The 26,697-nt window shown below is 65.1% G+C and carries 23 protein-coding genes, 1 tRNA gene and 1 riboswitch; of the genes, 18 read left to right on the top strand and 6 right to left on the bottom strand.

Annotated features, from left to right (window positions below):
- Positions 1-18: 18 nt before the first annotated feature.
- Entirely contained in the window at positions 19-810 is a 792-nt protein-coding gene (locus tag VLA65_RS00120; protein ID WP_059387875.1) for a DeoR/GlpR family DNA-binding transcription regulator, read from the top strand.
- Between the two features lie 16 nt (positions 811-826).
- On the opposite strand, the gene VLA65_RS00115 is transcribed toward VLA65_RS00120, so the two are convergent.
- Complete coding sequence (locus VLA65_RS00115; protein WP_059387874.1) at positions 827-1,507, bottom strand: histidine phosphatase family protein; 681 nt, start codon at positions 1,505-1,507, stop codon at positions 827-829.
- A 100-nt stretch (positions 1,508-1,607) separates the two neighbouring features.
- Between VLA65_RS00115 and VLA65_RS00110 the strand changes: the two genes are divergently transcribed.
- The gene (locus tag VLA65_RS00110; protein WP_284989751.1) at positions 1,608-2,372 is read left to right on the top strand and encodes a CPBP family intramembrane glutamic endopeptidase; all 765 of its coding nucleotides are present in this window, start codon (positions 1,608-1,610) and stop codon (positions 2,370-2,372) included.
- A 100-nt stretch (positions 2,373-2,472) separates the two neighbouring features.
- Here VLA65_RS00110 and VLA65_RS00105 read toward each other — a convergent pair whose 3' ends face one another.
- On the bottom strand, positions 2,473-3,111 hold the full coding sequence (locus tag VLA65_RS00105; protein ID WP_028266517.1) for a VOC family protein: 639 nt from the start codon (positions 3,109-3,111) through the stop codon (positions 2,473-2,475).
- Positions 3,112-3,357: 246 nt separating this feature from the next.
- Here VLA65_RS00105 and VLA65_RS00100 point away from each other — a divergent pair, with 246 nt between their 5' ends.
- The gene (locus VLA65_RS00100) at positions 3,358-4,674 is read left to right on the top strand and encodes a bifunctional o-acetylhomoserine/o-acetylserine sulfhydrylase (protein WP_332601457.1); all 1,317 of its coding nucleotides are present in this window, start codon (positions 3,358-3,360) and stop codon (positions 4,672-4,674) included.
- Positions 4,675-4,734: 60 nt separating this feature from the next.
- On the opposite strand, the gene VLA65_RS00095 is transcribed toward VLA65_RS00100, so the two are convergent.
- Positions 4,735-7,092 (bottom strand): S8 family peptidase, encoded by a 2,358-nt coding sequence (locus tag VLA65_RS00095; RefSeq protein ID WP_332601456.1) that lies wholly within the window; start codon positions 7,090-7,092, stop codon positions 4,735-4,737.
- A gap of 215 nt (positions 7,093-7,307) precedes the next feature.
- Positions 7,308-7,423: riboswitch (SAM riboswitch) on the top strand.
- 13 nt (positions 7,424-7,436) lie between these two features.
- Here VLA65_RS00095 and metX point away from each other — a divergent pair.
- Positions 7,437-8,558 carry a homoserine O-acetyltransferase MetX gene (gene metX, locus VLA65_RS00090; protein WP_332601455.1) on the top strand — a complete coding sequence of 374 codons (1,122 nt, stop codon included), beginning with the start codon at positions 7,437-7,439 and terminating at the stop codon, positions 8,556-8,558.
- Between the two features lies 1 nt (position 8,559).
- Here the strand turns inward: metX and VLA65_RS00085 are convergent, their stop codons facing one another.
- Positions 8,560-8,952, bottom strand: coding sequence for a hypothetical protein (locus VLA65_RS00085; protein ID WP_306961359.1), 393 nt, complete (start codon positions 8,950-8,952; stop codon positions 8,560-8,562).
- Positions 8,953-9,017: 65 nt separating this feature from the next.
- Positions 9,018-9,860 carry an SGNH/GDSL hydrolase family protein gene (locus VLA65_RS00080; RefSeq protein WP_284989746.1) on the bottom strand — a complete coding sequence of 281 codons (843 nt, stop codon included), beginning with the start codon at positions 9,858-9,860 and terminating at the stop codon, positions 9,018-9,020.
- 69 nt (positions 9,861-9,929) lie between these two features.
- Between VLA65_RS00080 and VLA65_RS00075 the strand changes: the two genes are divergently transcribed.
- Positions 9,930-10,577, top strand: a complete 648-nt coding sequence (locus tag VLA65_RS00075; RefSeq protein WP_059387869.1) for an alpha/beta hydrolase — start codon at positions 9,930-9,932, stop codon at positions 10,575-10,577.
- A gap of 65 nt (positions 10,578-10,642) precedes the next feature.
- Here the strand turns inward: VLA65_RS00075 and VLA65_RS00070 are convergent, their stop codons facing one another.
- Entirely contained in the window at positions 10,643-10,873 is a 231-nt protein-coding gene (locus VLA65_RS00070) for an RNA-binding S4 domain-containing protein (RefSeq protein ID WP_059387868.1), read from the bottom strand.
- Between the two features lie 33 nt (positions 10,874-10,906).
- Between VLA65_RS00070 and VLA65_RS00065 the strand changes: the two genes are divergently transcribed.
- The 13 genes from VLA65_RS00065 (at position 10,907) to VLA65_RS00005 (ending at position 25,965) form a co-directional block, all read left to right on the top strand.
- Positions 10,907-11,959: a DMT family transporter gene (locus VLA65_RS00065; RefSeq protein ID WP_332601454.1), complete on the top strand. Its 1,053-nt coding sequence runs from the start codon at positions 10,907-10,909 to the stop codon at positions 11,957-11,959.
- 82 nt (positions 11,960-12,041) lie between these two features.
- Entirely contained in the window at positions 12,042-13,427 is a 1,386-nt protein-coding gene (locus VLA65_RS00060) for a glycine--tRNA ligase (RefSeq protein WP_059387867.1), read from the top strand.
- A 2-nt stretch (positions 13,428-13,429) separates the two neighbouring features.
- Complete coding sequence (locus VLA65_RS00055) at positions 13,430-14,404, top strand: GNAT family N-acetyltransferase (protein WP_332601453.1); 975 nt, start codon at positions 13,430-13,432, stop codon at positions 14,402-14,404.
- A gap of 202 nt (positions 14,405-14,606) precedes the next feature.
- Positions 14,607-15,980 (top strand): FAD-binding oxidoreductase, encoded by a 1,374-nt coding sequence (locus VLA65_RS00050; RefSeq protein ID WP_332601452.1) that lies wholly within the window; start codon positions 14,607-14,609, stop codon positions 15,978-15,980.
- 138 nt (positions 15,981-16,118) lie between these two features.
- Complete coding sequence (locus tag VLA65_RS00045) at positions 16,119-17,552, top strand: YibE/F family protein (protein ID WP_284989742.1); 1,434 nt, start codon at positions 16,119-16,121, stop codon at positions 17,550-17,552.
- Between the two features lie 104 nt (positions 17,553-17,656).
- Complete coding sequence (locus VLA65_RS00040; RefSeq protein ID WP_284989741.1) at positions 17,657-18,595, top strand: ABC transporter ATP-binding protein; 939 nt, start codon at positions 17,657-17,659, stop codon at positions 18,593-18,595.
- A complete protein-coding gene (locus tag VLA65_RS00035) occupies positions 18,592-19,368 on the top strand; it encodes an ABC transporter permease (protein ID WP_306961375.1) in 777 nt (258 codons plus the stop codon). The genes VLA65_RS00040 and VLA65_RS00035 overlap by 4 nt, the downstream gene beginning before the upstream one ends.
- Before the next feature lie 22 nt (positions 19,369-19,390).
- On the top strand, positions 19,391-20,548 hold the full coding sequence (locus VLA65_RS00030; protein ID WP_332601451.1) for a sensor histidine kinase: 1,158 nt from the start codon (positions 19,391-19,393) through the stop codon (positions 20,546-20,548).
- Positions 20,545-21,156, top strand: a complete 612-nt coding sequence (locus tag VLA65_RS00025; protein WP_234750748.1) for a response regulator transcription factor — start codon at positions 20,545-20,547, stop codon at positions 21,154-21,156. The genes VLA65_RS00030 and VLA65_RS00025 overlap by 4 nt, the downstream gene beginning before the upstream one ends.
- 58 nt (positions 21,157-21,214) lie before the next feature.
- Complete coding sequence (gene dusB / locus VLA65_RS00020) at positions 21,215-22,396, top strand: tRNA dihydrouridine synthase DusB (RefSeq protein ID WP_284989739.1); 1,182 nt, start codon at positions 21,215-21,217, stop codon at positions 22,394-22,396.
- A gap of 113 nt (positions 22,397-22,509) precedes the next feature.
- The gene (locus tag VLA65_RS00015) at positions 22,510-23,820 is read left to right on the top strand and encodes a deoxyguanosinetriphosphate triphosphohydrolase (RefSeq protein WP_370872192.1); all 1,311 of its coding nucleotides are present in this window, start codon (positions 22,510-22,512) and stop codon (positions 23,818-23,820) included.
- Between the two features lie 48 nt (positions 23,821-23,868).
- Positions 23,869-25,830 carry a DNA primase gene (gene dnaG, locus VLA65_RS00010; protein ID WP_284989738.1) on the top strand — a complete coding sequence of 654 codons (1,962 nt, stop codon included), beginning with the start codon at positions 23,869-23,871 and terminating at the stop codon, positions 25,828-25,830.
- Positions 25,831-25,892: 62 nt separating this feature from the next.
- A tRNA-Asn gene (locus VLA65_RS00005) sits at positions 25,893-25,965 on the top strand.
- Positions 25,966-26,697 lie beyond the last annotated feature (732 nt).

The following is a 26,697-nucleotide window of genomic DNA, read 5'->3' as shown; positions in this document are numbered from 1 at the left end:
ATTTCCGGAAGGTTCGTGATGACCCGCAACGATCGACTGACAGCCATCCTTGATCTCCTCGCCGAGTCAGGGCATGTTGAGGTCGAGGATATCGTGACCCGCTTGGCCGTCTCGCCGGCGACGGCCCGCCGTGACCTGGACAGCCTCGCCAAGCAGCGGCTCCTGAGCCGAACCCGCGGGGGTGCGACCACGGGATCCGTGGCGTACGAACTTCCCGGGCGCTACAACAGGGATGACCACGCCGAGGCCAAGCAGCAGATTGCCTTGGCCGCTTCGGAGCTCATCATGCCCGGGGCCGTGATCGGACTCAGCGGCGGCACCACCAACACGGCTTTGGCCCAGGTGCTTTCCACCCGCGAAGACCTGAACGCGCCCTCCAACCGGCCCATGCTGACGGTGGTCACCAACGCCATCAACATCGCAGCCCAGCTTGCCGTGCGCCCCAACATCAAGATCATGGTCACCGGCGGCATCCTGAACCCGCGTTCCTACGAACTTGTGGGGCCCTACACCGATGTCATCATGCAGAAGGTTGCCTTGGACATCGCCTTCATCGGGGTCAACGGCGTCGATCCCAAGATCGGGCCCACCATCACCGACGAGGGAGAAGCCATGGTGAATACCGTCATGGCCCGGCGTGCCACCGACTCCTATGTCCTGGCCGATTCCACGAAGATCGGCAAGCGTGCCTTCGCGGCAATGGCCGGGTACGACTTCCGGCGGCTCATCACCGATTCGGGCATCACGGCAGAAGACAAGGCTGCGTTTGAAGCAAGCGGCACCGAAGTGATCGTGGCCAAGGACGACTAGCTTCGATAAGTGCCCGTCAGAAGACCATCGGGGGAGCGTTCAGCACGGTTTCATCGGTGCTGCGCTGCACCCACTGGCTGAACGGCGTGTCCAGATCATACTTGTCCTGGTCGTTGCGGATCAGTGTCCGTAGCTCCGCGTTGCCCGGGTTGTTGAGCGATTCGAAGTACTCCACCGACCAGTGGAACCACCGCATGCAGAAGAGCCGCATGGTGAGGCCATGGGTCACCAGCAGGGTGTTGGGCGCGTAGTCGGGTTTTTCCCAATGCCGGTACAGGGTTTCCATGAAGGACGAAATCCGGTCGTACACATCGGAGCCTGATTCGCCCTCGCGGAACCGGTAGAAGAAATGCCCGTAGAGGTTGCGGAGCTCCTTCTGGTCCCCGATGTCTCCGGCGATCTGGAAGTTGGCCCAGTCCTGTTCGCGCAGCCGGGGCTCCTCGATGACCCTTTCCGTGAGGCTGCCCAGATTCAGTGCCTCGAGGGTCTGGTAGGCCCGAAGGTACGGAGAGACGTAAACGCATACGGGTTCGCCGTCGAGCTTCCTGCGCAGCGCCTCACCCGCAGCCCGTGCCTGCTCTACGCCAAGCTCCGTCAACGGGATGCGGTAATCGGGCACACGGTTGTAGATGGAAGTGTCGGCGTTGGCGGCGGACTGGCCGTGCCGGATCATGAAGATTCGTGCTGGCGCGCTCATCCCACCAAGCATAGGCTCAGGAGTGGCCCGGCCCGCGCAGGCGGACACTGGTGGACCCGCCTCAGGGGAAACCTCAGGCAAATGAAGGCAAGATAGGAGCATGCTCCTAGCCTCAACGCGCCGGTTGCGCGCCGAAGTACTGATCGTCCTTGGCCTGTCCCTGGGCCAATCGGCCGTGTACTCCGTGGTGCAGTTGTTGGACAAGATGACCCAAGGGCCTTTGGCCCATGCGACGTCCACGCTCAACCGCTCGCAGAGCACGCGCGAGTACTTCGATCTCACCTACCAGCTGCTGGACATCGCGTTTGCCCTGGTCCCGGTGGTGTTGGTGTTCTACTTCCTGTCCTTGCACCGCCAAACCGCGGAGAGTCCCTCGGGCTTCACCCGGCTGGGCTTCAACTTCGCCCGCCCGGGCCGTGACGCGTTGCAAGGACTGGGCCTCGCCGCGCTGATCGGGATCCCGTCGCTGGGCCTCTACGCGGCCGGCCGCGCCCTCGGGATTACGACGGCGATCATCCCCAGCGGCCTGGACTCCTACTGGTGGACAGTGCCCGTCCTGGTCCTCTCCGCGGTGCGGCACGCGGTCGTCGAAGAAGTCATCGTGGTGGGCTACCTCCTGGACCGGTTCGGGAAGTTCGGGTGGAGCACCACGCTGGCGATTGTGCTCAGCGCGCTCCTTCGCGGCAGCTACCACCTGTACCAAGGCTTCGGGCCCTTCATCGGCAATGCCGTCATGGGCCTCGTGTTCGGCTGGATCTACACCAAGACCAAGAGGGTCATGCCGCTGGTGGTGGCCCATGCTCTCCTGGACATCGTGGCGTTCGTCGGCTTCAGCGTCTTCGGCAAGGCAATCGGGCTGGGCTGAAGCGCGTTAAAAGGTTTCGGCCGCCACTGCGGGGTGACGTCATTGGCACCCGCATATGGCGGCCGAAGTTTTTCCCGGGCACTCCTGGCCCGATGGTCCGTCAGATGGTGACGGCTCCGTTGGCGGTTTCGAACGTTACCGACATGATTCCCGGCGTTCCGTGCGGAGCCATCCATTGGACTGCAACGTCCTCGAGAGGCTTCTCCACGGGTTCCCCTAGCCACTCGGTGACACGCTCCGCGGAGCCGGCGATGGTGAGGCTGGACATCTTGACGTCGCTTGGGTAGACGAGGGACGGGTGAAGTGCAGGGTCGCCCTCCCACCGCAGCAAGTAGGGAACCTGGGGATCGGCGATGAGCCCCAGGATGCCGATTTGCGACCAGACGAGTTCGCGGCCGTCCGGGAACTTGCGGTTGCCAGGAACGGCGGCGCGTCCAAGCCGCTGTTCGAACGGGCTCAGGTCGTCCACAGCGACGCACCAGCCCATCCAACCACCTCCCGCGGCGGAGCGTGCACGGACGGCTTGTCCAAAAGGTGCCTTGTCGGATGCCGGGTGGTCAAGGACCTCGACAACTTCCAGGTATTTGTGGTCAGCAAGGGGAATGATCATGTTCCGGGTACCGAAGCGCGGGTGCACTCCGCCCCGGACTGCGTCCACTCCCAATGCTGCGGAAATCCGCTCGGTGGTGGCCAAAAGGCCATCTCGTTCACAAGCGTAAGAGACGTGATCCATGCGCATGGCTTCATCTTGGCACTTTGTGATGGAGCTCTCAGCTAAGTCAAGCCTAACCAAGGTGGGATGTATCGAAAAGGCAGCTCAGAGTCACTTCAGGACGCGCCGGGACCGAAAACTACTGTGTTCGTCACAAAGCTTCCGGAGCCCGCAACACCATCCCTAGACTGGCGGCAACCGAACACCGGCAGGCTGAATACTTCGGCCCGGCAAGCTGAAGCACGGCACGAGCCCAGACAACCAGGAGTCCGCATGTCCCAAGGCTGGTCATTCGAAACGCGCCAGATCCACGCCGGCCAGGAGCCGGACTCCGCCACCGGAGCCCGGGCACTCCCCATCTACCAGACCACCTCGTTCGTGTTTCCCAGCGCGGAAAGCGCTGCCAACCGCTTTGCGCTCGCCGAGCTGGCGCCCATCTACACCCGGATCGGCAATCCCACGCAGGATGCGGTGGAACAGCGCATAGCGAGCCTGGAAGGCGGCTTGGCTGCGCTCCTGCTGAGCTCCGGCCAGGCCGCGGAAACGTTCGCCATCCTCAACGTCGCCGAGGCCGGCGACCACGTGGTGGCCAGCCCGAGCCTCTACGGCGGTACCTACAACCTGCTGGCCCACACGCTGAAGAAATTCGGAATTTCGGTCACCTTCGTCGAGGACCCGGACAACCTCGACCACTGGCGCGAGGCCGTGCAGCCAAACACCAAGCTGTTCTTCGCCGAAGTCGTCTCCAACCCCCGCCAGGACGTTTTGGACATCGAAGGCGTCTCCCGCGCCGCGCACGAGGCTGGAGTCCCGCTCGTCGTGGACAACACCCTCGCCACGCCCTACCTGATCCGGCCCATCGAGTGGGGCGCTGACATCGTGGTGCATTCGGCCACCAAATACCTGGGCGGGCACGGATCCGCCATTGCCGGTGTCATCGTGGACTCCGGCAACTTCGATTTCGGCAAGGACCCCGAGCGGTTCCCCAACTTCAACACCCCGGACCCGAGCTACAACGGCCTGGTCTATGCCCGCGACCTCGGCAAGGACGGTGCCCTCGGCGCGAACCTCTCCTACATCCTCAAGGCCCGGGTCCAGCTTTTGCGCGACCTCGGCTCGGCAGTTTCACCGTTCAACGCTTTCCTGATCTCCCAAGGAATCGAAACCCTCAGCCTGCGGGTGGAACGCCACGTGGACAACGCCACCAAAGTGGCGCAATGGCTCGAAGGGCGCGACGACGTCGAATCGGTCGCGTATGCGGGGCTGCCATCCAGCCCGTGGTTCGAACGAGGACGGAAGTACGGGCCACGGGGAACCGGCGCCGTGGTGTCCTTCACCATCCGGGGCGGGATCGACGCCGGCAAGCGCTTCGTGGACGCCCTGGAGCTGCATTCCCATGTGGCAAACATCGGCGACGTCCGTTCCCTGGTCATCCACCCCGCGTCCACGACGCACAGCCAGCTGACGGCTGAACAGCAGGCCGTGGCCGGCGTGAGCCCGGGACTGGTGCGGCTGTCCGTCGGGATCGAGCACATCGACGACATCCTCGCGGACCTCGAGTCAGGATTCCGGGCGGCCAAGGGCAGCTAGGCCAGCCGCCGGTTCGTTCCGTGATGGGTCGCCCACTCCGGTGGGCGCCCCATCTCGCGGTTAGCCCGCGATGTAGTACCCGGAAGTGTCGGCTATGAGCTGCACTGTGCCGTTGGAGTTGTTGGTGAAGGAAATCGTACCGTCCGGAGCAACGGGCGTAATGGCGAAGTTCGGGATGATCTGTCCCGTCGCGTAGTTCACGTTCGAGGTGCTCGGCTGCGGGCTTCCTCCGGCGTAGGCGGTGATGAACCCGAACGACGTCGGGTTGGCCACGGTGATGTTCATCGCGACAGCGGAAACACCGGACGCTGGAATGCCACCCTGTCCCGCGACCTTGACGTTGATGGTCTGTCCGGGGGCAACAGGTCCGTTGATCCCGCCGGTGCCGTTACGGGTATCCAATTGGCGGAACGGGGCCTGCGCGGAAAACGCCCCGGCGGTTGACGGTGTGCCCGCAAGGTAATAGCCCGAGGTATCGGCGATGATCTGGACGGTTCCGCCGGAGGTGTTCGTGAATGAAATCGTCCCGTCGGGAGCGACCGGCGTAATGGCGAAATTCGGAACGATCTGTCCCGCCGCGTAGTTCACGTTCGAGGCGTTCGGTCGCGGAGTCCCTCCAGCGTAGGCGGTGATGAAGCCGAACGACGAGGGATTGGCCACCGTGATGTTCATCGCGACGGCGGAAACACCGGAAGAGGGAATACCGCCGCGGCCTGTGACTTTGACGTTGATGGTCTGTCCGGGGGCAACGGGTCCGCCGACGCCACCGGTGCCGTCACGGGTATCCAACTGCCGGAACGGGGCCTGGGCGGAGAACGTCCCGGGAGCGGGCGACGCGCCAGGCGTGAGGGAGTAACCGGTGATGTCGGCGATGAGCTGGACCGTGCCGTTGGAGCTGTTCGTGAAGGAAATCGTGCCATCGGACCCCACCGGCGTGATCGCGAAATTCGGGACGATCTGCCCTGGGGCAAAATTCAGGTTCGAGGTCGCCGGACGATTTGTTCCGCCGGCGTACGCGGTGATGAAGCCGTTCGACGTCGGGTTGGCCACCGTGATGTTCATTGCGACAGCGGAAACTCCGGTCGCCGGGAGGCCGCCGCGTCCCGCAACCTTGACGCTGATCGTCTGTCCGGGGGCGACCGGCCCGTTGACGCCACCGGTCCCGTCCCGCGTGTCAAGCTGCCTGCAGGGGGTTGTAGCCGCAAATCCGCCCAACGGGTCTTGCGACGGCGAAAAGAGCGACGGGCTGACGTACAGCAGCCGGTTAGGCATGCAGTTTCCGGTCGACTGGACTATTCCGGCTGTTGCGCCGACGGTCAACGTTGCCGAGACCTGCGCGGGGCTCCACGAGGGATGCATGGCGAGGAGCATCGCGGCCGCTCCTGCCGCATGCGGAGAGGCCATCGAGGTTCCATTCAGGACAGCCGTTGCGGTATTTGACGTCTGCCAATCCGAGGTGATCTGGACTCCTGGTGCGTACAGGTCGACGCAGGGACCGTAGTTGGAGAACGATGCCTGCCGGTCGAAGCTGTCGCTCGCGGCCACCGTGATCGCGGCAGCCACGCGGCTGGGGGACAGCGTGCACGCGTCCGTGCTGGAATTGCCGGCCGCCAAGGTGACGGTAATGCCGCTATTGATCGCGCCCTGGACAGCGTCGTCCAGGCTCTGGTTCGCAGGTCCGGAGAGGCTGAGGTTGGCGACGGCGGGTTGGCCGGGCTGGTGCTGCTGGACCATCCAATCGAGGCCGGCTATGACGTCGGAGGAGTATCCCGTACCGTCGCAACCAAGGACCCGCACCGGCACGATGGTTGCCGACTTGGCCATGCCGTAGGTGCTGCCGGCCGTGATGCCTGCTACGTGCGTCCCGTGGCCGGCGTCGGGCATTGCCGGATCGGTGCAGGGGGCATTGGCGGGCTGCCCCGAGAAGGCACTCCACCCCGCGGTCACCCGACCGCCGAAGTCCACATGGGTGCCAAGCACCCCGTTGTCCACAATGTAGACCTGAACCCCGGCGCCGCTCGAAGGCGGGGTGTAGCTCCCGGACAAAGGGAGGGTGCGCTGATCGGTCCGGTCGAGGTTCCAGGGTGCCGGCGCTTGGGTGTCCGAAATCCGTACCGGGGTGTCCCGCTCGACCGATGCCACGTGGCTCGACTTCGCCAACGCAGCGGCCTTCGCTGGCGTCGCCGTGACGACCGCGGCCTTCACGGCATGCGTGAACGTCTTGTCCACCGAGACTCCCTGCGAGCGCAGCTCCGCGGTCTTCCCGTCAACGTCGGTGCCTTCGGCGTAGTGGACCACGTATCTGTCTTCGCCTGCTGCCGGAGTCGTGTCGGCGTGCGCCGGCAGCGGCACTCCCACGGTGAAACCTGATACCAGCAAGAACAGGGCTATTGGAACGACGCCGGATGGCTTTTTCACGAGCTTCAATCTTCCTGTGACGCACAGTGGCGGCGGAGACATCCGAAGGATGCAGACTGCTGCGCCCAATTCTATCTCCAGTCACACAGGCATCACCCGTCTCTTCAATTTCAGACATCCACAACCCCGGCTTCGTGAACAAAACGCGGCCAAGTGTCACAAAGCTGTCATAATCTTCGTCAGAAGGGGTCCGGTTTTCCTAGACTCTTCCCATAGGTCATGAGTGCCAGCGACAGCCCCGGCTTGCTGGCCGGCAACCCTCCTTTCGCGGCGGGGTGCCCCGGGTGAAGACCTGGCCCTTCGCTGTGTTGGCGGCGGGCAAGCGCGATGTGAGGTGTCGACGAATGACAATTGCTGCAACAGCCATACCCCTTTCAGGTACCCAGGACGGAACCCTCAAGTATGTTTCCGTAGGAGGGCTCGAACTGGAGGCCGGGGGTTTCCTCCCTGAGGTCGTCCTTGCGTACGAGACCTGGGGCCGGCTCAACGCCGACGCTTCCAACGCCGTCCTCGTGGAGCATGCACTGACCGGCAGCACCCATGTGGCCCGTGGCGAGAGCGACGAAGAAGGCTGGTGGGAGCAACTCGTTGGTCCCGGCGCCACCATCGACACGGACCGCTACTTCGTGGTCTCCGTCAACATCGTGGGAGGCTGCTACGGCAGCACCGGGCCGTCGTCGAGCGCTCCCGACGGCAAGCCGTGGGGCTCCCGCTTCCCGCTCGTCACCCTGCGGGACAGCACTGTAGCCGAAGCCCGGCTGGCCGACGCCTTGGGGATCCACAGCTGGCACACCGTGGTGGGCGGGTCCATGGGCGGTGCCCGCGCACTGGAATGGGCCATCAGCTATCCGGACCGCGTCAAGCGATGTGCCGTGATTTCGATCGGGGCGTACAGCACTGCCGAACAGATTGCGTTCGCGCAGGCCCAGACGCTCGCCATCCGGCAGGACGCCGACTTCAAGGGCGGCGACTACTATGGCCAGGCAGCGCCCGAGGCGGGGCTGGCCCTCGCTCGGCGGATCGCCCACATCACCTACCGTTCGGCGGATGAACTGGACTTCCGCTTCGGCAGGAACGCCCAAGGCGGCGAGGCACCCCTACAGGCTGCGGCCTTAGGGGACCGTGGCCGCTACCAGGTGGAGAGCTACCTCGACCACCAGGGACGCAAGCTGGTCCAGCGCTTCGACGCCAACAGCTACATCGCCATCACCGAGGCGCTCATGAGCCACGACATCACTCGCGGCCGGGGCTCGTTGGAGGACGCGTTGTCCGTGGCCACGGCGAAGTTCTTCGTTGCCTCGGTGGACTCGGACCGGCTCTATTTCCCGGAACAATCGCACGAGCTGGCCAAGGCCTTGCCCGGAGAAGTCCCCGTTCATGTGATCGAGGCGCCCATCGGGCACGACGGTTTCCTCACCGAGATCGGCCAGCTCGGCCCCCAGCTGCGGGAGGCGTTCTTCGGCTGAATCAGCCGTTCATGATCTCCTGGCGGAGCTTCATGTAGTCCTCCATGGCAATTTTCCCGTCGCTGTACTCCTGGTCGAGTTCGGCCAGTTTCCGTGCCCGGTAGCCTTGCGGCGCGCTGTCCGGCTGGGGCGCGCTGTTCGCTTGCGGAGTAGCCGACGACGGCGGAGCGGCCTGAGGTGCGGGCATTCCCACCGGGGGTTGCGGCTCAGCCGGGAAGATGACCGGGGGTTGCTCCGGGTATCCGACGGGGTAGTGCTGTGGAGGATAGGGCTGCCCGGGGTAATCCTGCGGAGGGAAGTCCCGGAGCCTGCGCTGGCGCGATCGGTTGTACATGCGGATCCCCATGGGAATCAGCCAGGAGCAGACGATGATCCAGAAGATCACATTGTTCACGGTGGAGGGCCTCCCTAGTCTTTCACCAGCTTAGCCCCGCTTCCTGTGACCCACAGGGGTCCGGTTCAGCTCCGGGGCAGGATGGTGTCGGCAGGACCGAAGACGGGTCCCGGCGTCGGGCGTTTCGGCAGGATGCCGTCGCCGGAGGAGCGGTGCCGGATCCGACGGATGACCCACGGGACAAAATACTCCCGTGCCCATACGAGGTCGCCCGAGCGGGCCTCGCGCCAACTCCGCTGGGGGAGTGGCTTGGGGAACAGCGGCTCGAGGTTGTGCGGCACGTTGAGCGAATCGAGGACCATCGCCGCGACGGTGTGATGGCCGAGCGGCGAGAAGTGCAGGCGGTCTTCGTCCCACATCTGGGAGTTGGAGAGTTGCCGCAGGGACCACATATCGGCGATCACGGCATCGTGGCGGGCGGCCACCGTGCGGAGGTTTTCGTTGTAGATGGCCACTTTGCCGCGGATCCGGCCGAGGACCGATGACGCGGTGTCCGGACCGTTGAAGAGAACCACGGTGGCGCCGTCGGAACTCAGGGTCTGCACTGCGGCATCGAGTTTCTCGGCCAAGGCGTCGGGATCGCCGCCGGGACGGATGAGGTCGTTGCCGCCTGCGGAGATGCTCACGAGGTCCGGCTTGAGGTCCATGCACGGGCCAAGTTGTTCGTCGAGGATCTGCTGGAGCAACCGCCCGCGGATGGCCAGGTTGGCGTAGGCGAAATCCCGGTGCCCCCGGCTCAGTTCCTCGGCTACGCGGTCGGCCCAGCCACGATGTCCCCCGGGGTTGTTGGGCTCGGGGTCGCCGATCCCTTCGGTAAAGGAATCACCCAATGCCACGTAGCGGGTCCATGGATGAATCCGTTCGTCCGGCTTTGGTCCCACCGTGGGATCAATGTCACTCACGTCCATATCCTGCCTCTTGCTGCAACGCCACGCGCCCGTAGCTTGTTACTCATGGGTAACTGCAAGAATAGTCCCATGAGTCAAGCTTCCGCCTTTCCTGCCCCGGTCGTTTTGTGGTCCCACGAAGAGGAGGAGCGGGCTGGGAAGCCATTGCTGGTCCTGTTGCACGGTTACGGGTCCAACGAGCAGGACCTCTTCAGCCTTGCAGGCTTGTTGCCCCAGGACTTCGTCGTCGCTTCGCTCCGTGCGCCGATCGCGACGGGCCCGGGCTTCACGTGGTTCCCGCTCACGGCGTCCATCGACTATTCCCTCGACGCCGTCAAGGACGCCGCGGAGTACGTGTTTTCCTGGTTGGACTCCTTCAAGTCCAACCACAGCTCGGTGACGCTTCTCGGCTTTTCCATGGGCATGGCCATGGCCACCTCGCTGTTGCGGCAGCGCCCGGCGGACTTTGCCGCCGTCGTCGGGCTTTCAGGCTTCGCCGTCGACGCCGATGCGGACCCCGCATTCCGCGACGCCGAACTGGACGGTTCCGTGCCGCTCTTCTGGGGACGGGACCAGCAGGATCCTGTTATCACCCCGGACAAGATCGAATACACCATGGACTGGGTCCGAAAGCACACGGATCTGACCAAGGTGCTCTACACAGGCATGTGGCACGGCATCAACCAGCAGGAAATCGGCCACGTTGGCGAATTCCTGGAGCACAAGGTCCTCTCGTAGCAACGCGGGGTCACTTACGGCCGATCCCGAGGTACGTTTTGGGCCGTAAGTGACCCCGCGTTGCCCTAGGAAGCGGCCGCGATCCGCACCGTCTGTCCGTTGACGGTCACCGTATCGCCGACATGGAGTTGGCGGCCGCGCCGATCGTCGATCTCGCCGTTGACTTTGACCAGGCCGTTCTTGATGAGTTCCGTGGCTTCCACGCCGTCCTCCACCAGGTTGGCGAGCTTCAGGAGCTGGCCGAGTCGGATCATGTCGTCGCGGATGGGGATTTCTTCGATTTCCGGGTTGCTCATACAAGCAATGATGCCTGAAGTAAGGTGGTGAAAATGCCGCAATCGTCCCGTCCCGCCATCCGAAGCACCTCCCGTCCGTTGCTCACCGGCCTGCTTCTCGCGGTGGCCAACGGTACCCTGCTTCCGGTCCAAGGCCGGATCAACAGTGCGCTGGGGGCAAAGCTCGACGACGGCGTGGCGGCCGCCGTCGTCAGCTTCACTACCGGGCTGGTACTGATCGCCGTGATCGGCCTTGCGCTGCCGAAAGGCCGCGCTGGTTTGCGCCGGATAGTGCCTGCCGTCAAGGAGCGCAGCTTTCCGCGGTTCTATGTGGTGGCTGGCGGGATCGGCGCCCTCTACGTGATTGCCCAATCGTTCACCATTGGCCTTCTTGGAGTCGCGTTGTTCACGGTAGCCGTGATCACAGGGCAGACCATGAGCGGCCTGTTCGTGGACCGGCTCGGCATCGGTCCCGGCGGGAAACGCTCGATCACGGGGGTCAGGATTTTGGGAAGCATCCTGACGATCGCGGCCGTCGCCTGGGCCGTGTCGCCGCGCCTCGGGGCTGCGGCCGACGTCGGGTCCTTGCTGTTCCCGATCCTGTTGCCAGTCGTGGCGGGTTGCCTCATGAGTTTCCAGCAAGCCATGAACGGGACTGCCACGGTGCACTACGGCAGTCCCATCGCCGCGACGCTGGTGAATTTCGTGGCCGGAACGGTCATTCTCTGGATCGCCTGGCTCATCAAGGCGTCGTTGCTTGGTCCCGGGCACGCCCTTCCTGCGGAGTGGTGGTATTACGTGGGCGGCCCGATGGGGTGCGTCTTTATCGGCCTGGCTGCTTTGTTGGTCCGCAGCCTCGGTGTTTTGGTGACGGGGCTGGGGATGATTGCCGGGCAGCTGCTCGGATCCCTCGCGCTTGACCTGATCCTGCCGGCTCCGGGAACCTTGGTGGCTTTCCCCACGATCCTTGGCACCTTGCTGACCCTGTTCGCCATCATCGTTGCCACGCTGCCTTGGCCGAAGGGCGCGCTCTCTCCCCGCCGTCCCGCCAAGCGCCATTCGGGCCAGTCCCGGAGGCAGGACAGCGGCCAAAGGCCGGTAGGCTAGGACACGCAGCTTCCTGCACAGCATTACCTTCGCGCACAACCACGGACCGCACCCAGCGGCCCTGTAGAACATTGGAGTACCCATGGCAGCAAAATCCGTCCTCGACCAGGTCATTTCCCTCTCCAAGCGGAGGGGCTTCGTGTTCCAGGCCGGTGAAATCTATGGTGGCTCCCGGTCCGCGTGGGACTACGGCCCCCTCGGTGCCGAGCTCAAGGAAAACATCAAGCGCCAGTGGTGGCAGAGCGTTGTCCGCGGCCGCGAAGACGTGGTGGGCCTGGATTCCTCCGTGATCCTGCCCCGCCAGGTATGGGAAGCCTCCGGCCACGTCGAGGTGTTCTCCGACCCCCTGGTCGAGTGCCTTTCCTGCCACAAGCGCTACCGCGCCGACCACCTCGAGGAAGAGTACGAGGAAAAGAAGGGCCGTCCCGCCGAAAACGGCCTCAAGGACATCGCCTGCGCCAACTGCGGCACCCGCGGCCAGTGGACCGAACCGCAGGAGTTCTCCGGCCTGCTCAAGACGTTCCTGGGCCCCGTGGCCAGTGAAGAAGGCCTGCACTACCTGCGCCCGGAAACCGCGCAAGGCATCTTCGTCAACTTCAGCAACGTGCTCACCACGTCCCGCAAGAAGCCGCCGTTCGGCATCGGCCAGATCGGCAAGTCCTTCCGCAACGAGATCACGCCGGGCAACTTCATCTTCCGCACCCGCGAGTTCGAACAGATGGAAATGGAATTCTTCGTCGAGCCGGGCACGGATGAGGAATGGCACCAGTACTGGATGAAAGAACGCATGTCCTGGTACACCGATCTGGGCATCCGGCCGGAGAACCTGCGTTTCTTCGAGCACCCGCAGGACAAGCTCAGCCACTACTCCAAGGGCACCACGGACATCGAGTACCGCTTCGGTTTCCAGGGCTCCGAGTGGGGCGAGCTCGAGGGCATCGCCAACCGCACCGACTTCGACCTCTCCACCCACTCGAAGGCCTCGGGCCAGGACCTCAGCTACTTCAACCAGGCCACCAACGAGCGCTACACGCCGTACGTCATTGAACCGGCCGCCGGCCTGACGCGCTCCTTCATGGCCTTCCTTGTGGACGCCTACACGGAAGACGAGGCACCCAACGCCAAGGGCGGCGTCGACGTCCGTACCGTCCTGAAGCTTGACCCGCGCCTGGCGCCGGTCAAGGCAGCCGTGCTGCCCCTGAGCCGCAACGAGGACCTGTCCCCGAAGGCCAAGGACTTGGGCACCCAGCTGCGCAAGAACTGGAACATCGACTTCGACGACGCCGGCGCCATCGGCCGCCGCTACCGTCGCCAGGACGAGATCGGTACCCCGTTCTGCATCACCGTGGACTTCGACACCCTCGATGACCAGGCCGTCACCATTCGTGAGCGCGACACCATGAGCCAGGAACGTGTGTCCCTGGACAAGGTGGAAGGCTACCTGGCCGCACGACTGATCGGCGCCTAAGCGTGTCCATCGAGTACCGCGAATGGCGTGAGGGCGACGACCTCGCGCTCCTGGAAATGTGGGGTGGGCCGGAGACCCTGCCGGCCCAGCAATTCCGCGCCGCCCTTGCGCCGTCGAGCAACAGCGGCCAGGGCCAGCCTTGGCGCCGGTGCATCGTGGCGGAAGACGTCGTTGACGGCATCGGAATTCCGGTGGCCGCGGGGGTGGTCCACGAGGCGTCCCTGCACGCGGAACGTCTCTGGGCCTACATCGAGGTTGCCAAGGACCACCGCCGGAGCGGGATCGGGGCCACGCTCCTGACCATGCTGCGGCGCGAAGCCGGGCAGTCGCCGTCGGGCGTCACCAAGCTGCGCAGCAAAGTGGAGCCCGGCACGGCCGGTGCCGCCTTCGCCGAGTGGGCAGGGCTTGCACCCATCCAGCGTTCCCGGCCTGTGGTGGTGGATCCCGAGCCGCTCAGGCTGCCTGTGTTTGGTGACGGCTCCGAAGAAGCCGCTTCCGAGCGGGTGGAGGACCTCGCCACGGGATCGGTGGAACTGAGCGACGTCGTCGGCCGGTACTACACAGCCGTGCACCACTGGGACAACCCCGGCGAGCTGGGCATCCCCACCGTGCAGCGGCTGTTCCTCGACGATCTGACAGGGGCCCACGGAGCCGTCGTGCTACGAGCACCCAAGGCGAGTGCCTTTGGCGCCGGCGTTCCGGCCACCCGCAAGGGCAAGCTGCAGGCCTTCGCCATCAGCTATGCCCAGGGCAGCTCGGACGAGCCCTCGGAAGTGTTCCTTGGCCACGACCCGCTTTTGCCGGATGACGAGGCGCGGGAGGCGGTCCGCGACCTGCTGGCGCTTATTGCTTACCAGCACCCCGTGCTCCTTGAAGTGGACGATTCCATGACGGCCGTGTGCGCCGTCGTCGATCCCTTGCTCGAGCAGGGCAAGGCGAAGCTCCGCGGTGCGGACACCCTGGTGGTCAGCGAATAGCTTGCGGCTGGCCCAACTGACTCGCAGTTGTTGTCGTTTTGAGCCCTCATAACGACAACAACTGCGAGCCAGTTGGGTGAACCCTTGACGGCGCCGCTGCCCTGGGTGTAGGCATGACGACGTAAGCCCCGGCCGTTGCTCTGGTGGGGTAGCGGCGGGTGGAACGAATCCGGTCTCATGAAGAGAATCGGCGGTAACACCCATGAATGGAACAGCCCTCGACGGACTCCGTGAACAGCTCCGTGGGCAACTCGTCACTCCCAGCGATCCTGACTATGACTCCGCCCGTGCAGTCTTTAACGGGATGATCGACAAGCATCCGGCGGGAGTCGTCCGGGTGGCCCAAGTGGCGGACGTCATCGCGAGCGTGAACTTCGCCCGGGACAATTCCCTGCCATTGGCTATCCGCGGCGGCGGCCACAGCGCCCCCGGTTTCGGGACCTGGGACGATGCCCTTGTCATAGATTTCGTCAATCGTACCGGGGTCCGTGTTGACCCCGACGCCGGTACGGCCCGTGCCGAGGCGGGAACAACCTGGGCAGATTTCAACCACGCCACCCATGCCTTCGGACTCGCTACCACTGGCGGGATTGTGGGATCCACCGGCATCGCAGGCCTGACCCTGGGTGGCGGCATCGGCTATCTTGCCCGCAAGCACGGCCTGTCCTGTGACAACTTGATCTCCGCTGACGTGGTGACTGGGGACGGCAAGTTCCTGACTGCGAGCGAAACCCGGAACGAGGATCTCTTCTGGGCCTTGCGGGGAGGCGGGGGAAATTTCGGTGTGGTGACGTCGCTGGAGTACAAGCTGCACCCGGTGGACATGGTCCATGTGGGCATTGTCATCTACGGAGCGGAGAACACCGAGACGGTGGCGAAGTTCTACCGGGATTACATGGACTCCGCTCCCGAAGAGTTCGGCGCGTTCCTCGGCTTCCATCAAGGCCCGCCGGTGCCGTTCCTTCCCGAAGAATGGCACGGCAAGCCAGTGTGCGTCGTGGTCGGGATGTGGACGGGAGACATGGCCGAAGGCGAATCCCGCTGGGCGCCGTTCCTCGAAGCCGCACCTGTAGCCGGATCCCTGATCACCCCGATGCCGTACCCGGCACTCAACGTGGCATTTGACGGGCTCAATCCCAAAGGGCTGCAAGGATACTGGAAAGCCAACTTCATCAGTGAACTCAACGATGGCGTCATTGGTGCGCATGCGGAGTTCGGGTCCACGGTGACCAGCCTCAACACCGCCGTCCATGTCTACCCGATCGACGGCGCGGCGGCCCGGGTCGGAGCCCAGGACACCGCCTTCGCGAACCGCGGCATGAAGTTCGCCCCGGTGATCGCGGCACAATGGCCGGACCCCGCGGACAACGAAGCCAACATTGCCTGGGCCCGGAACTACGCGGAGGCTCTCCGTCCGCACTCTGCTGCCAGCGGCTACATCAACTTCATGGATGCAGAAGACCAAAGCAGGATCAGCGACAACTACGGGGTCAACTACGAGCGGCTGCAAGCCATCAAGGGCAAGTACGATCCAGGAAACCTCTTCCACGTGAACCAAAACATCAAACCCGCCTAAGCACCCGGGTATCAACCGCGCCCAACTGGCTAGCAGTAGGTGTCGTTTTGAGCGCTGATAACGACACCAACTGCGAGCTAGTTGGGTGGGACACAGCGCTGCCCCACGTAGGCTTGTGGGCATGAGGTTTTGCAGCTAATGGGTCACGGCCATTCACACGGACACGCAGAGCATTTCGAGCCAAGCCCGACGGCGCTCGCGTCACGCAGGCGGGCCAACTGGCTCCTCGTGGCCGTGCTGGCTCCGATCGCGGTACTCACGATCGTTGCCATGGTGGTCATGTGGCCATCGGGGAGCAAAGAGGGCATCACGTTCGCGAGCCCCTACACGGCCGCTCCCGGGGTGACGTTCGATACGGGCAAGATCCAGGCGGTTACTCAGGAAAGCTGCACGCAAGGTACGCAGGCGCCGAGTACGAACGGCACGAACCAAAGCAGCGGCGCACAGCCGCAGGGGTCCCAATGCACCTTCGCGTCCACGCAACCGGATAACGGCGGCAGCCCGGTGAAAGTGGTCATCAACCCGGACGTGGCCAAGTCCCACGGCGTCAAAGTGGGGGACAGCATCCGCTACCTGAACCTCTCCGGGGTGCAGGGCGCAGCGGCAGGCAACGGCTCGCCGTCGTACGTTTTCCTCGACTTCGTGCGGACCGTTCCCATGGCCCTTCTGGCGATCCTGTATGCCGTGGTGGTCATTGCGGTGGCGCGCTGGCGCGGCTTCAGGGCGCTCCTCGGGCTGGCCGGAGCCTACGTGGTGATGGTGAGCTTCATGCTTCCGGGACTGGTGGAAGGCAAGCCGCCGCTGCTCGTGGCTTTGGTCGGCTCCACCGCCATCATGATGGGGGTGCTCTATTTCGCCCACGGATTCTCGGCCAAGACCTCCACCGCGTTGCTGGGTACGATCTTCGGCCTCGGCATTACGGCGCTGCTGGCGGCCTGGGCCACGGATGCGGCCAACCTGACCGGGATCGCGAGCAGCGAGGGCGCCACGCTCGTGAACATGTCGGACAAGATCTCGCTCTCCGGAATCATTCTCTGCGGTCTGATCATTTCCGGGCTCGGAGTGCTCAACGACGTGACGATCACCCAGTCCGCGGCCGTGTGGGAACTCTACGAGCTCGCACCCGAGACTGGCGCGCGAAAGCTGTTCACCTCGGCCATGAGGATCGGCCGGGACCACATCGCCTCCACGGTCTACACCATCGCCTTTGCCTACGCCGGCGCAGCGCTACCCCTCCTGATCATCGTCATGCTGTACGACCGTCCGCTGGTCGATGCCCTCACGAGTGCCGAGTTGTCCGAGGAAGTCATCCGTACACTGGTGGGCTCCATCGGCCTGGTGCTGGCCATCCCCGTGACCACCTTGATCGCCGTGCTGGTGGTGAAGGCGACCGGTCCGAGGCGGCTCGCGGCTGCCGTCGCGGCGGATGCGGCGCCAGCTCTCGACGACGACGGGAAGGTCCGCGAGCTTGAAAACGCCGGGTCCACCGATGCCTTCGAGTCCTTCGATACTGGCGAGCTTGCCGCCGTCGTCATGACCAGGCGGGCACGCAGGGAAGCCGAGCGCCGCTAGCCTCCGATGACATTTGTCATCCTTCATTGGTGACACACGCCCGGGCGCCGGACACGGATCCCGGCTTTGATGGGTAGTGGAGCAAACCAAAGCCAAGGAGAGTCATGACAACAGCGAGTGTGCCGGCCGTCCAAGCCGCCGGACTGCACAAGAGCTTCGGGAAGGTCCACGCCGTACGCGGCCTGGACCTCACCGTGCAGCCGGGGGAGGTGGTGGCGTTCCTCGGTCCCAACGGGGCGGGCAAGACCACCACGATCGACATGATCCTCGGATTGAGCGCCCCGGACCAGGGTAGCGTCTCCATCTTCGGCCACACTCCCCGGGGAGCCATCGCCCGCGGCCAGGTGGCAGCCGTGATGCAGACCGGCGGCTTGCTGCGGGACATCAGCGTCCGCGAGACCGTGCAGCTCAACGCTGCCATGTTCGATTCCTCCCGGCCCGTGGACGAAGTCCTGGCGCGGGCGGGCATCCTGGAGATCGCCGACCGCAAGGTCGAAAAGTGCTCAGGCGGCCAGCAGCAGCGGCTGCGCTTCGCCATGGCCCTCGTCTCCGATCCCGGATTGCTGATCCTGGACGAGCCCACCACCGGCATGGATGTGGCGGGACGACGGGACTTCTGGACCGCGATCAGGAGCGACGCCCAGCGCGGACGGACCGTCATCTTCGCCACCCATTACCTCGAAGAAGCCGACGCCTACGCGGACAGGATTGTGCTGGTCCGGCAAGGCAGCATCGTGGCGGACGGCACCGCCGCCCAGATCAAGAACCTTGCCTCGGGCCGTACCGTCAAGGCTTCGCTTCCGGCGGCAGAGCGCGGGCTCCTGGCCGGGATGCCGCCCGTCGAAAGCATGGATTACAACGGCGGCCGCCTCACCGTCCGCACGGGCGACTCGGACGCCGTCGTGCGCTTCCTGCTCAACAACACGGGCGCCCACGACGTGGAAGTGGCGGCCAACAACCTCGAGGAGGCCTTCGTGGCCCTCACCGGAGACGATGCGGTGCCGGAATCCACGAGCATCACGTTTGAAGGAGACCTCGTATGAGTGCGGCAACAGTCCTCCAGGAACGGAAACCGTCCGCCGGCGGGGTCAACCGCACGTTCCTGTGGATCGAAATCAAGCGGATGCTCCGGAATCGGCGGACCATCATGTTCACGGTGTTCATGCCGGCCGTCTTCTTCTTCATTTTCGGCTTGTCCAACAAGGACAAGCTCCTGCCCAACGGGCACAGCTACGGCCAGTACATCCTCATCAGCCTCACGGTCTATGCCGCGATGACCGCAGCTACGGGCGCCGGCAGCCAAGTGGCGGTGGAGCGTGCCCAAGGGTGGAGCCGCCAGCTTCGGCTCACGCCCCTCCTGCCCGGTGCGTACATCGCGGTGAAGGCCATGGCTGCGCTGACGCTGTCCCTCGTTGCCGTCGTGGCCCAGTTCGTCATCGGCGCCCTTGCAGGTGTCACCATGGATGCCCAGACCTGGCTGACCGCGGGGTTGGTCGCTTGGCTGGGTTCCCTGGTCTTCGCGGCCCTGGGCTTGTTCGTCGGATACCTTATGCCGAGCCAGAATGTCATGCAGATCCTCGGCCCGGCCCTGGCCATCCTTGCCATGCTCGGTGGACTTTTCATGCCGATCGAGATCATGGGGGAGACCTTCGGGAACATCGCCAAGTTCACGCCCGCGTACGGGATCGGGCAATTGGCCCGAAGCCCCATCACCGGCGAGTTCGACTGGGCGTGGATCGTCAACGTCCTCATCTGGCTCGCGATCTTCGTGGCCGGGGCTGCGATGGCGTTCCGCCGCGACACGAAACGTGTCTGAACAGGCCGCTAGGGTGGTCACCATGACCAGCAGCCAAGGCCGAACCTCCTTCAGGGACATGCTCGTCAGCAACATGTTCCGCGGTGCCATGTTCCGCGGTCCTGGGCCACGGGGCTGGTTCATCGGCGCGGGACTTTCCATCCTGCTCTGGGCCTGGCCGACGTGGAACATCGTGTGGTCCGTGGACGAGCCGCTGGCCTGGAAAACGGCGGCGTCGGCGTCCCTGATTGTGTTCTTCGCCGCCTACGTCTTCCTGCCACAGATCAGTTGGCGCCTGGGCGTCCGGGCGGGGATCGTGTCCGTCTTCATCCTGCTGGCGCTGAACGGGGTGATGATCCTCATCATCGGACGGGAAGCCTTGTGGACCTGGACGTTCCTGGCCTGCGCCATCGCCATGACGTCCCTTCCGCCGCGCGCGGATTTCTTCCTCATCGTCGGATTGGCCCTCGCTTCCTTCACCACCCAGTTGGTGACGGGCAACGAGGAGCAGGCCTTGCTCCAGGCCGGGATCATCGTGTCCCTCGGCCTCATGATGTCCGCCTTCGCGCGGCTGATCAGGCAGACCGCACGGCTCCGGGAAGCGCAGACTGAACTGGCCGATGCAGCCGTGGCGGCGGAGCGCAGCCGCGTGGCCCGGGACATGCACGACATCCTGGGGCATTCCCTGACGGTCATCGCAGTGAAGGCCGAATTGGCCGGCAGGATGCTGGACACCGTCCCCGGCGAGTACCCAGCCCGCGACCGGGCCGCCGCCGAGATCTCCGCGGTGCAGGACTTGGCCCGTGGCGCGCTCGCCGACGTCCGCGCCACGGTGGCCGGTTACCGCGGCGTCAACGTCCTGGCGGAACTCGCAGTCGCCCGGACGGCCCTGGAATCGGCAGGGATCGACGCCGAATTGCCGGGAACCGTCGAACAGGTTCCGGCGCGTCACAGGGAGCTCTTCGGCTGGGTGCTGCGCGAAGGCGTCACCAACGTTGTGCGGCACTCCGGCGCCGCGCGCTGCCGCGTCCGGTTGACGGCGTCGAGCGTTCTAGTCGAGGACGACGGCGTCGGTCCGGCCTCCGGGGGCCGCTCCGGGAACGGACTGGCCGGGATCCGCGAACGCGTGGGTGCCGCCGGGGGAACGGTCAGCATTGGCCCGAGCGACCTGGGAGGGTTCAGATTGGCGGTGGAGGTATGAGTATCCGATTGGTGATCGCAGACGACCAGGCGCTCGTGCGCGGAGCATTGGCCGCGTTGCTGGGGCTGGAGCCGGACATCGAGGTGGTCGCCGAACTGGGCGACGGGACAGGGGTGGCGGCCGCCGTCGTCGAGCACTCCGCCGACGTGGCAATGCTCGACGTCGAGATGCCTGGCCTGGACGGGATCAGCGCGGCAGCGGCCGTGCGGCGGGCCGCGCCGTCCTGCCGGGTCCTCATGGTGACCACGTTCGGGCGGCCAGGCTACCTCAAGCGCGCCATGCAGGCCGGCGCTTCCGGATTCGTCGTCAAGGACACGCCCGCCCGGCAATTGGCCGAAGCGGTACGCCGCGTACACCAAGGTCTCAGGGTGGTGGACCCGGTGCTTGCCGCGGAATCGTTGACCGCGGGAGACAGCCCTTTGACCGAACGCGAGGGGGAGGTGCTCAAGGCAGCGTCCGACGGCGGAACGGTAGCCGACATCGCGAAGTCGGCGATGCTTTCCGAAGGGACGGTGCGGAACTACCTGTCCGCCGCGATGGCCAAGACCGGCGGCCGTACACGTGCCGAGGCCGTGCGGATCGCCGAAGACAACGGCTGGCTGCTCTAGCGGCCAGGCACGTATTCGACCGTCCCGTCGATTTGCCCCGCTTTGAGACAATGGACGGGTGACTGTAGTAGCAACGCCCCCTTCGCCCAAGCTCGAACTGCCCCCGCTGCAGCTCGGCCGGATCACGGTGGACACCCCCGTGATCCTCGCCCCGATGGCTGGAATCACCAACTCGGCCTTCCGTCGGCTGTGCCGTGAATACGGCGGCGGCCTGTATGTGGCGGAGATGGTGACCTCCCGTGCCTTAGTGGAGCGCACCCCGGAATCGTTGCGCATCATCTCCCATGACGACGATGAAAAAGTCCGTTCCGTGCAGTTGTACGGCGTGGACCCCGTCACCGTTGGCCAGGCAGTGCGCATGCTCGTCGAAGAAGACCGGGCGGACCACATCGACCTCAACTTCGGCTGCCCCGTGCCCAAGGTCACCCGGCGCGGCGGCGGATCCGCCCTCCCCTGGAAGATCGACCTTTTCACCTCGATCGTCCAGACGGCTGTCAAGGAAGCCTCCAAGGGCGACATCCCGCTGACCATCAAGATGCGCAAGGGCATTGACGAGGACCACCTCACGTACCTCGACGCCGGCCGGATCGCCCGCGATTCGGGCGTTGCCGCCGTCGCGCTCCACGGCCGCACAGCCGCGCAGTTCTACTCCGGCCAGGCCGACTGGTCCGCCATCGCACGCCTGCGCGAAGCCCTCCCGGACATTCCCGTCCTGGGCAACGGGGATATCTGGTCCGCCGAAGACGCAGTCCGCATGGTGCGCGAAACCGGGATCGACGGCGTCGTAGTGGGCCGCGGTTGCCAAGGTCGCCCGTGGCTCTTCGGCGACCTCCAAGCCGCGTTTGAAGGAAGCGACCAGCGCCACCGTCCGGGCCTGCGCGAAGTAGCCGAGGGCGTCTACCGCCACGCCGAGCTCATGATCGAAACCTTCGGCAACGACGAGTACAAGGCGCTGCGTGAGATCCGCAAGCACATGGCCTGGTACTTCAAGGGCTACGTGGTGGGAGGGGAGCTGCGTGCCAAACTGGCCACGGTGCCGACGCTCGAGGTCCTGCGCGAGCTGCTGGACCAGCTGGACATGGACCTGCCGTACCCAGGCATCGATTCGGAAGGCCCGCGCGGACGCGCAGGTTCCCCCAAAAAGCCGGCGTTGCCCAAGGATTGGCTTCTCAGCCGGCAGATGGACGCGGACCAGACGCGCGATATCGCCGCAGCCGAACTCGACGTCTCAGGCGGCTAGAGCGCCGCCCGGACCGGCGCGTGCACGCGCACGGCCCGAGTCGTGGAAAACTGGCTGCATAGGCACGGGCTGAAGAGACGCCGGTGCACGGCAAGCGGAGGAGGCAGATACCCATGGGAACTGAAGCGATGTCTGCAGCACGCCCGGCCGAAAACGCAACGGGCATTCCAGGCTACGTGGAGGCCGACTCGGCACGCTGGGTCCAGGAACCCCGCAAGAATACCTACCGCTCGGACTTCGAGAGGGACCGGGCACGGGTGCTGCATTCGTCAGCCCTCCGGCGGCTCGGGGCCAAGACCCAAGTGGTGGCCCCGGATACCGATGACTTCGTGCGCACCCGGTTGACGCACAGCCTTGAAGTGGCCCAGGTGGGCCGCGAATTGGGCCGCGCTCTCGGTTGCGATCCGGATGTTGTGGACACGGCGTGCCTGAGCCACGATCTTGGCCATCCGCCTTTCGGGCACAACGGGGAATCGGCGCTCAACGAGGTCGCCCATGGAATCGGTGGCTTCGAAGGCAACGCCCAGACCCTGCGCCTGCTGACCCGGCTTGAACCCAAGGTCCTTGCCCCCGACGGCCGGCCCGCGGGCCTGAACCTGACCCGGGCCAGCCTTGACGCCGCGTCCAAATACCCGTGGTCCGCCGTCGACGCCCCCGTCATCCACGGACAGCGGAGCAGCAAATTCGGCGCTTACGAGGACGATCTGCCCGTGTTTGCCTGGCTTCGTGACGGAGCGCCGGGGAACCGTTCCTGCATCGAGGCCCAGGTGATGGACCTGGCCGACGATATTTCGTACTCCGTCCACGACGTCGAGGACGCCATTGTTGCCGGCCATTTCCAGCTGAAGTGGCTGGACAATCCGGACCACCGGGCCCGCGTGGTGGGCTACACCAAGCAGTGGTACCTGCCCCACAACGATCCCGCCGAAATCGACGCCGCACTGGCACGCCTCGAAGCCACGAGCGTGTGGGTCCGCGAAGCCGACGGCAGCCGCAAGTCGATGGCCGCGCTGAAGGACATGACCAGCCAGTTGATCGGCCGGTTCTGCCAGAGTGCCTTGGAGACCACGAGGGCGCACTTCGGCCCGGACCACCTCACCCGGTACGCTGCGGAACTCATGGTCCCCGAGGAAACCGTCACCGAGATCGCGGCCATGAAGGGCCTTGCCACGACGTTCGTGATCTCCACCGACCATCGGCAGCCCGTCTATGAGCGCCAGCGCGAAGTCCTGCACGCCCTCGTCGGCGTGCTCAACGCGAGCGGAGACCGGCATCTGGAACCGATGTTCGCCGCGGACTGGCGGGACGCCCCCGACGACGGCGCCCGGCTTCGCGTTGTCATCGACCAGGTGGCGTCCCTGACGGACGCTTCGGCGCTGGCGATGTACGAACGCCTCGTGGGCAGCCTCCCCTCGCTCTGGTAGCCCGACGGCGGCCCGCGGCTGCCCGTGCGGAGCGACTAGGATGGTGACGTGGCTGGCCTGATCAAACGTGAAGATATCGACGAAGTACGCCAGCGCACCGATATCAAGGAAGTAGTGGACGGCTACGTCACCCTCAAGGGCGCCGGCCTGGGGACCTTCAAAGGCCTGTGTCCCTTCCACGACGAGCGCTCGCCGTCGTTCACTGTCCGTCCGCAAGTGGGCCGGTACCATTGCTTCGGCTGCGGCGAAGACGGCGATGCCATCTCCTTCGTCCAGAAAATGGACCACAGCTCCTTCCACGAAGCCGTGGAAAAGCTCGCAGCCCGGATCGGCTACGAGCTCCGCTATGAAGACGGCGGCACGGGTCCCAACCGCGAAGAGGTCGGCAAGCGCCAACGGCTGCTGGATGCCCACAAAATCGCCGACGAGTTCTTCCGTGCCCAACTGCTCACCGCAGGTGCCGCAGAGGGCCGCAACTTCCTCCACGGCCGCGGCTTCGATCGGACCGCGGCCGAACAGTTCGGCGTCGGCTACGCGCCCCAGGGTTGGGACTCGCTGCTGAAGCACCTGCGCGGACGCGGGTTTACGGATGCCGAGCTGAAGCTAACGGGAATGTTTTCGGAAGGCAACCGGGGCATTTACGACCGCTTCCGGGGCCGGCTCATCTGGCCCATCCGGGACATCGCCGGCGACACCATCGGCTTCGGCGCCCGCAAGCTCTACGAGGACGACCAAGGACCGAAGTACCTGAACACTCCGGAGACCGTGCTCTACAAGAAGTCCCAAGTCCTCTACGGCATCGACCTGGCCAAGCGGAACATCGCCAAAGACCGGCAACTGGTGGTGGTGGAGGGGTACACGGACGTCATGGCCTGCCACCTTGCCGGCGTCGGTACCGCTGTGGCCACGTGCGGTACGGCCTTCGGTACGGACCACATCAAGATCGCCCGCCGCTTGCTGTCCGACGACGGCACCGGGGGAGAGGTCATCTTCACCTTCGACGGCGACGCCGCCGGGCAGAAGGCCGCATTGCGCGCCTTTGAAGAAGACCAGCGATTCGTCGCGCAGACGTACGTGGCCGTGGAACCGAGCGGAGCGGACCCCTGTGATCTTCGCCAGCTCAAGGGCGACGCGGCTGTCCGGGACCTGATCGGCACCCGCCGGCCCCTCTTTGAATTCGCCATCCGGGCCTCGCTCAAGCGACACAACCTGGACACCGTGGAAGGCCGGGTCGCCGCCCTGAGGGAATCGGCCCCCGTCGTGGCGCAGATCCGTGATTCCGGTATCCGTCCCGCCTATGTCCGCGAGCTGGCAGGCTGGCTCGGCATGCCCATCGAGGAAGTCAGCCGGGCCGTGGGCTTGGCCGCCAAACGCGCTGCTTCCGGCGCGGCGGGCAATACAGGAACTGCGGGATCTGCGGGCACTCCAGGAACCCCGGGGCACGGGCAAGGCGCAGCGCCGGGCCAGTCCGGCCAGCCAGCGGCAGCACCGCCGTCGAACGCTCCCATCGCGTTCATGCGCCCGGATCCGCGGGATCCCATTGCCGCCATGGAACGGCAGGCCCTCGAAGTGGTCATCCAGAACCCGGCCGTACTGGGTGGCGAAGCTGCGCTTAGCGGCGGAGCATGGGAACGGTTTGAAGCGTCCCATTTCGTCACTCCGGCCTACTCAGCCGTGCACACCGCCATCCGGGCCGCCGGGCTGGCACACGCGGGAGACCCTGTGGCCTGGGTGGAAGGGATTCGCCAGGAGGTTCCGGAACCGCTCCAAGGCCTGGTCTCCGAGCTTGCCGTCGTCCCACTGCCGGCCAGCACGCCCGAAGCGCTTCAGCGCTATTGCCGCGACATTTTGGCCCGGCTTTTCGAGCTGCAGATCACCAGGGTCAAAGCGGACAAGATGGGTCAGTTACAGCGACTGGACGCCTCGGCCCAGCCGGAGGAGTTCCAGCGCCTCAACCGGGAACTCATGCAGCTGGAAATGCAGCGCCGCGCGCTCCGCATGGACAGCTGAGGGCCGCCCTGGCGCCGATTTCGTTTCCCGGCAGCCCTTTGTTAGGCTTGTACACGCTTCATTCCTCCGTAGCTCAATTGGCAGAGCATTCGACTGTTAATCGAAGGGTTACTGGTTCAAGTCCAGTCGGAGGAGCGCTACTCAAAAATCCCCGTCCTCAGTAGAGGGCGGGGATTTTTGGCGTCTGTGCCTCACCTGTTGGTGAGGGTGATGTCGTCGAGGTACATCCAGGTGTCGTCGGCGGGGCTGGAGCCGTCGAGGTGGACGTTGTACCAGAGGGTGATGGTTNACCTGTTGGTGAGGGTGATGTCGTCGAGGTACATCCAGGTGTCGTCGGCGGGGCTGGAGCCGTCGAGGTGGACGTTGTACCAGAGGGTGATGGTTTGGCCTTTGTAGGCGGTGAGGTCGGCGGTGAGCTGGGTCCAGGTGCCGTTGTTGTTGCAGAGTTTGAAGAGGCTGCCCAGGGTGGTGCCGGTGGTGGTGCGGACTTGTGCTTCCATCCAGTCGTACGGGCAGGCGTTGCCGGTGCAGGGGTCTTCCTGGCTGTGGGGCTGGTACCAGAAGGACAGGGTGGTGGTTCCGGTGGCGGGGATGGTGAGGGTCTGGGACAGGCTGCTGTCCCCGAGGGGTTCGGTTCCTGAGGCCAGGCCCAGGAGCGCGGAGCCGGTGCCGGTGTGGGCGGTGGTGGAGGCCACGGGTGCCCTGACGCCGCCGGTGGTCCAGGCGGTGAGCCCGGATTCGAAGCCGCCGTTGGTGATGGCCGAGCTGGTGGTTCCCGTGGGGGTGACCGGTGCGGAGGCTGCCGACGCCGGGGAGGTGCCGATCGCGTTCGTGGCGGTGACGGTGAAGGTGTAGGCCGTGCCGTTA

The organism is Arthrobacter sp. S2(2024) (assembly GCF_036662515.1).
GTDB lineage: Bacteria > Actinomycetota > Actinomycetes > Actinomycetales > Micrococcaceae > Arthrobacter.
This window is presented reverse-complemented; position numbering and strand designations above follow the sequence as displayed.

What these genes read in the sequence shown, in the direction of transcription:
- metX (WP_332601455.1), top strand. Translation starts at nt 7,437, where the DNA reads ATGACAATTGCTGCAACAGCCATACCCCTTTCAGGTACCCAGGACGGA.
- VLA65_RS00040 (WP_284989741.1), top strand. Translation starts at nt 17,657, where the DNA reads ATGACAACAGCGAGTGTGCCGGCCGTCCAAGCCGCCGGACTGCACAAG.
- VLA65_RS00065 (WP_332601454.1), top strand. Translation starts at nt 10,907, where the DNA reads ATGCCGCAATCGTCCCGTCCCGCCATCCGAAGCACCTCCCGTCCGTTG.
- VLA65_RS00060 (WP_059387867.1), top strand. Translation starts at nt 12,042, where the DNA reads ATGGCAGCAAAATCCGTCCTCGACCAGGTCATTTCCCTCTCCAAGCGG.
- VLA65_RS00030 (WP_332601451.1), top strand. Translation starts at nt 19,391, where the DNA reads ATGACCAGCAGCCAAGGCCGAACCTCCTTCAGGGACATGCTCGTCAGC.
- VLA65_RS00080 (WP_284989746.1), bottom strand. Translation starts at nt 9,860, where the DNA reads ATGGACGTGAGTGACATTGATCCCACGGTGGGACCAAAGCCGGACGAA.
- VLA65_RS00110 (WP_284989751.1), top strand. Translation starts at nt 1,608, where the DNA reads ATGCTCCTAGCCTCAACGCGCCGGTTGCGCGCCGAAGTACTGATCGTC.
- VLA65_RS00115 (WP_059387874.1), bottom strand. Translation starts at nt 1,507, where the DNA reads ATGAGCGCGCCAGCACGAATCTTCATGATCCGGCACGGCCAGTCCGCC.
- VLA65_RS00075 (WP_059387869.1), top strand. Translation starts at nt 9,930, where the DNA reads ATGAGTCAAGCTTCCGCCTTTCCTGCCCCGGTCGTTTTGTGGTCCCAC.
- VLA65_RS00035 (WP_306961375.1), top strand. Translation starts at nt 18,592, where the DNA reads ATGAGTGCGGCAACAGTCCTCCAGGAACGGAAACCGTCCGCCGGCGGG.
- VLA65_RS00100 (WP_332601457.1), top strand. Translation starts at nt 3,358, where the DNA reads ATGTCCCAAGGCTGGTCATTCGAAACGCGCCAGATCCACGCCGGCCAG.
- VLA65_RS00045 (WP_284989742.1), top strand. Translation starts at nt 16,119, where the DNA reads ATGGGTCACGGCCATTCACACGGACACGCAGAGCATTTCGAGCCAAGC.
- VLA65_RS00120 (WP_059387875.1), top strand. Translation starts at nt 19, where the DNA reads ATGACCCGCAACGATCGACTGACAGCCATCCTTGATCTCCTCGCCGAG.
- VLA65_RS00015 (WP_370872192.1), top strand. Translation starts at nt 22,510, where the DNA reads ATGGGAACTGAAGCGATGTCTGCAGCACGCCCGGCCGAAAACGCAACG.
- VLA65_RS00025 (WP_234750748.1), top strand. Translation starts at nt 20,545, where the DNA reads ATGAGTATCCGATTGGTGATCGCAGACGACCAGGCGCTCGTGCGCGGA.
- VLA65_RS00050 (WP_332601452.1), top strand. Translation starts at nt 14,607, where the DNA reads ATGAATGGAACAGCCCTCGACGGACTCCGTGAACAGCTCCGTGGGCAA.
- VLA65_RS00070 (WP_059387868.1), bottom strand. Translation starts at nt 10,873, where the DNA reads ATGAGCAACCCGGAAATCGAAGAAATCCCCATCCGCGACGACATGATC.
- VLA65_RS00105 (WP_028266517.1), bottom strand. Translation starts at nt 3,111, where the DNA reads ATGCGCATGGATCACGTCTCTTACGCTTGTGAACGAGATGGCCTTTTG.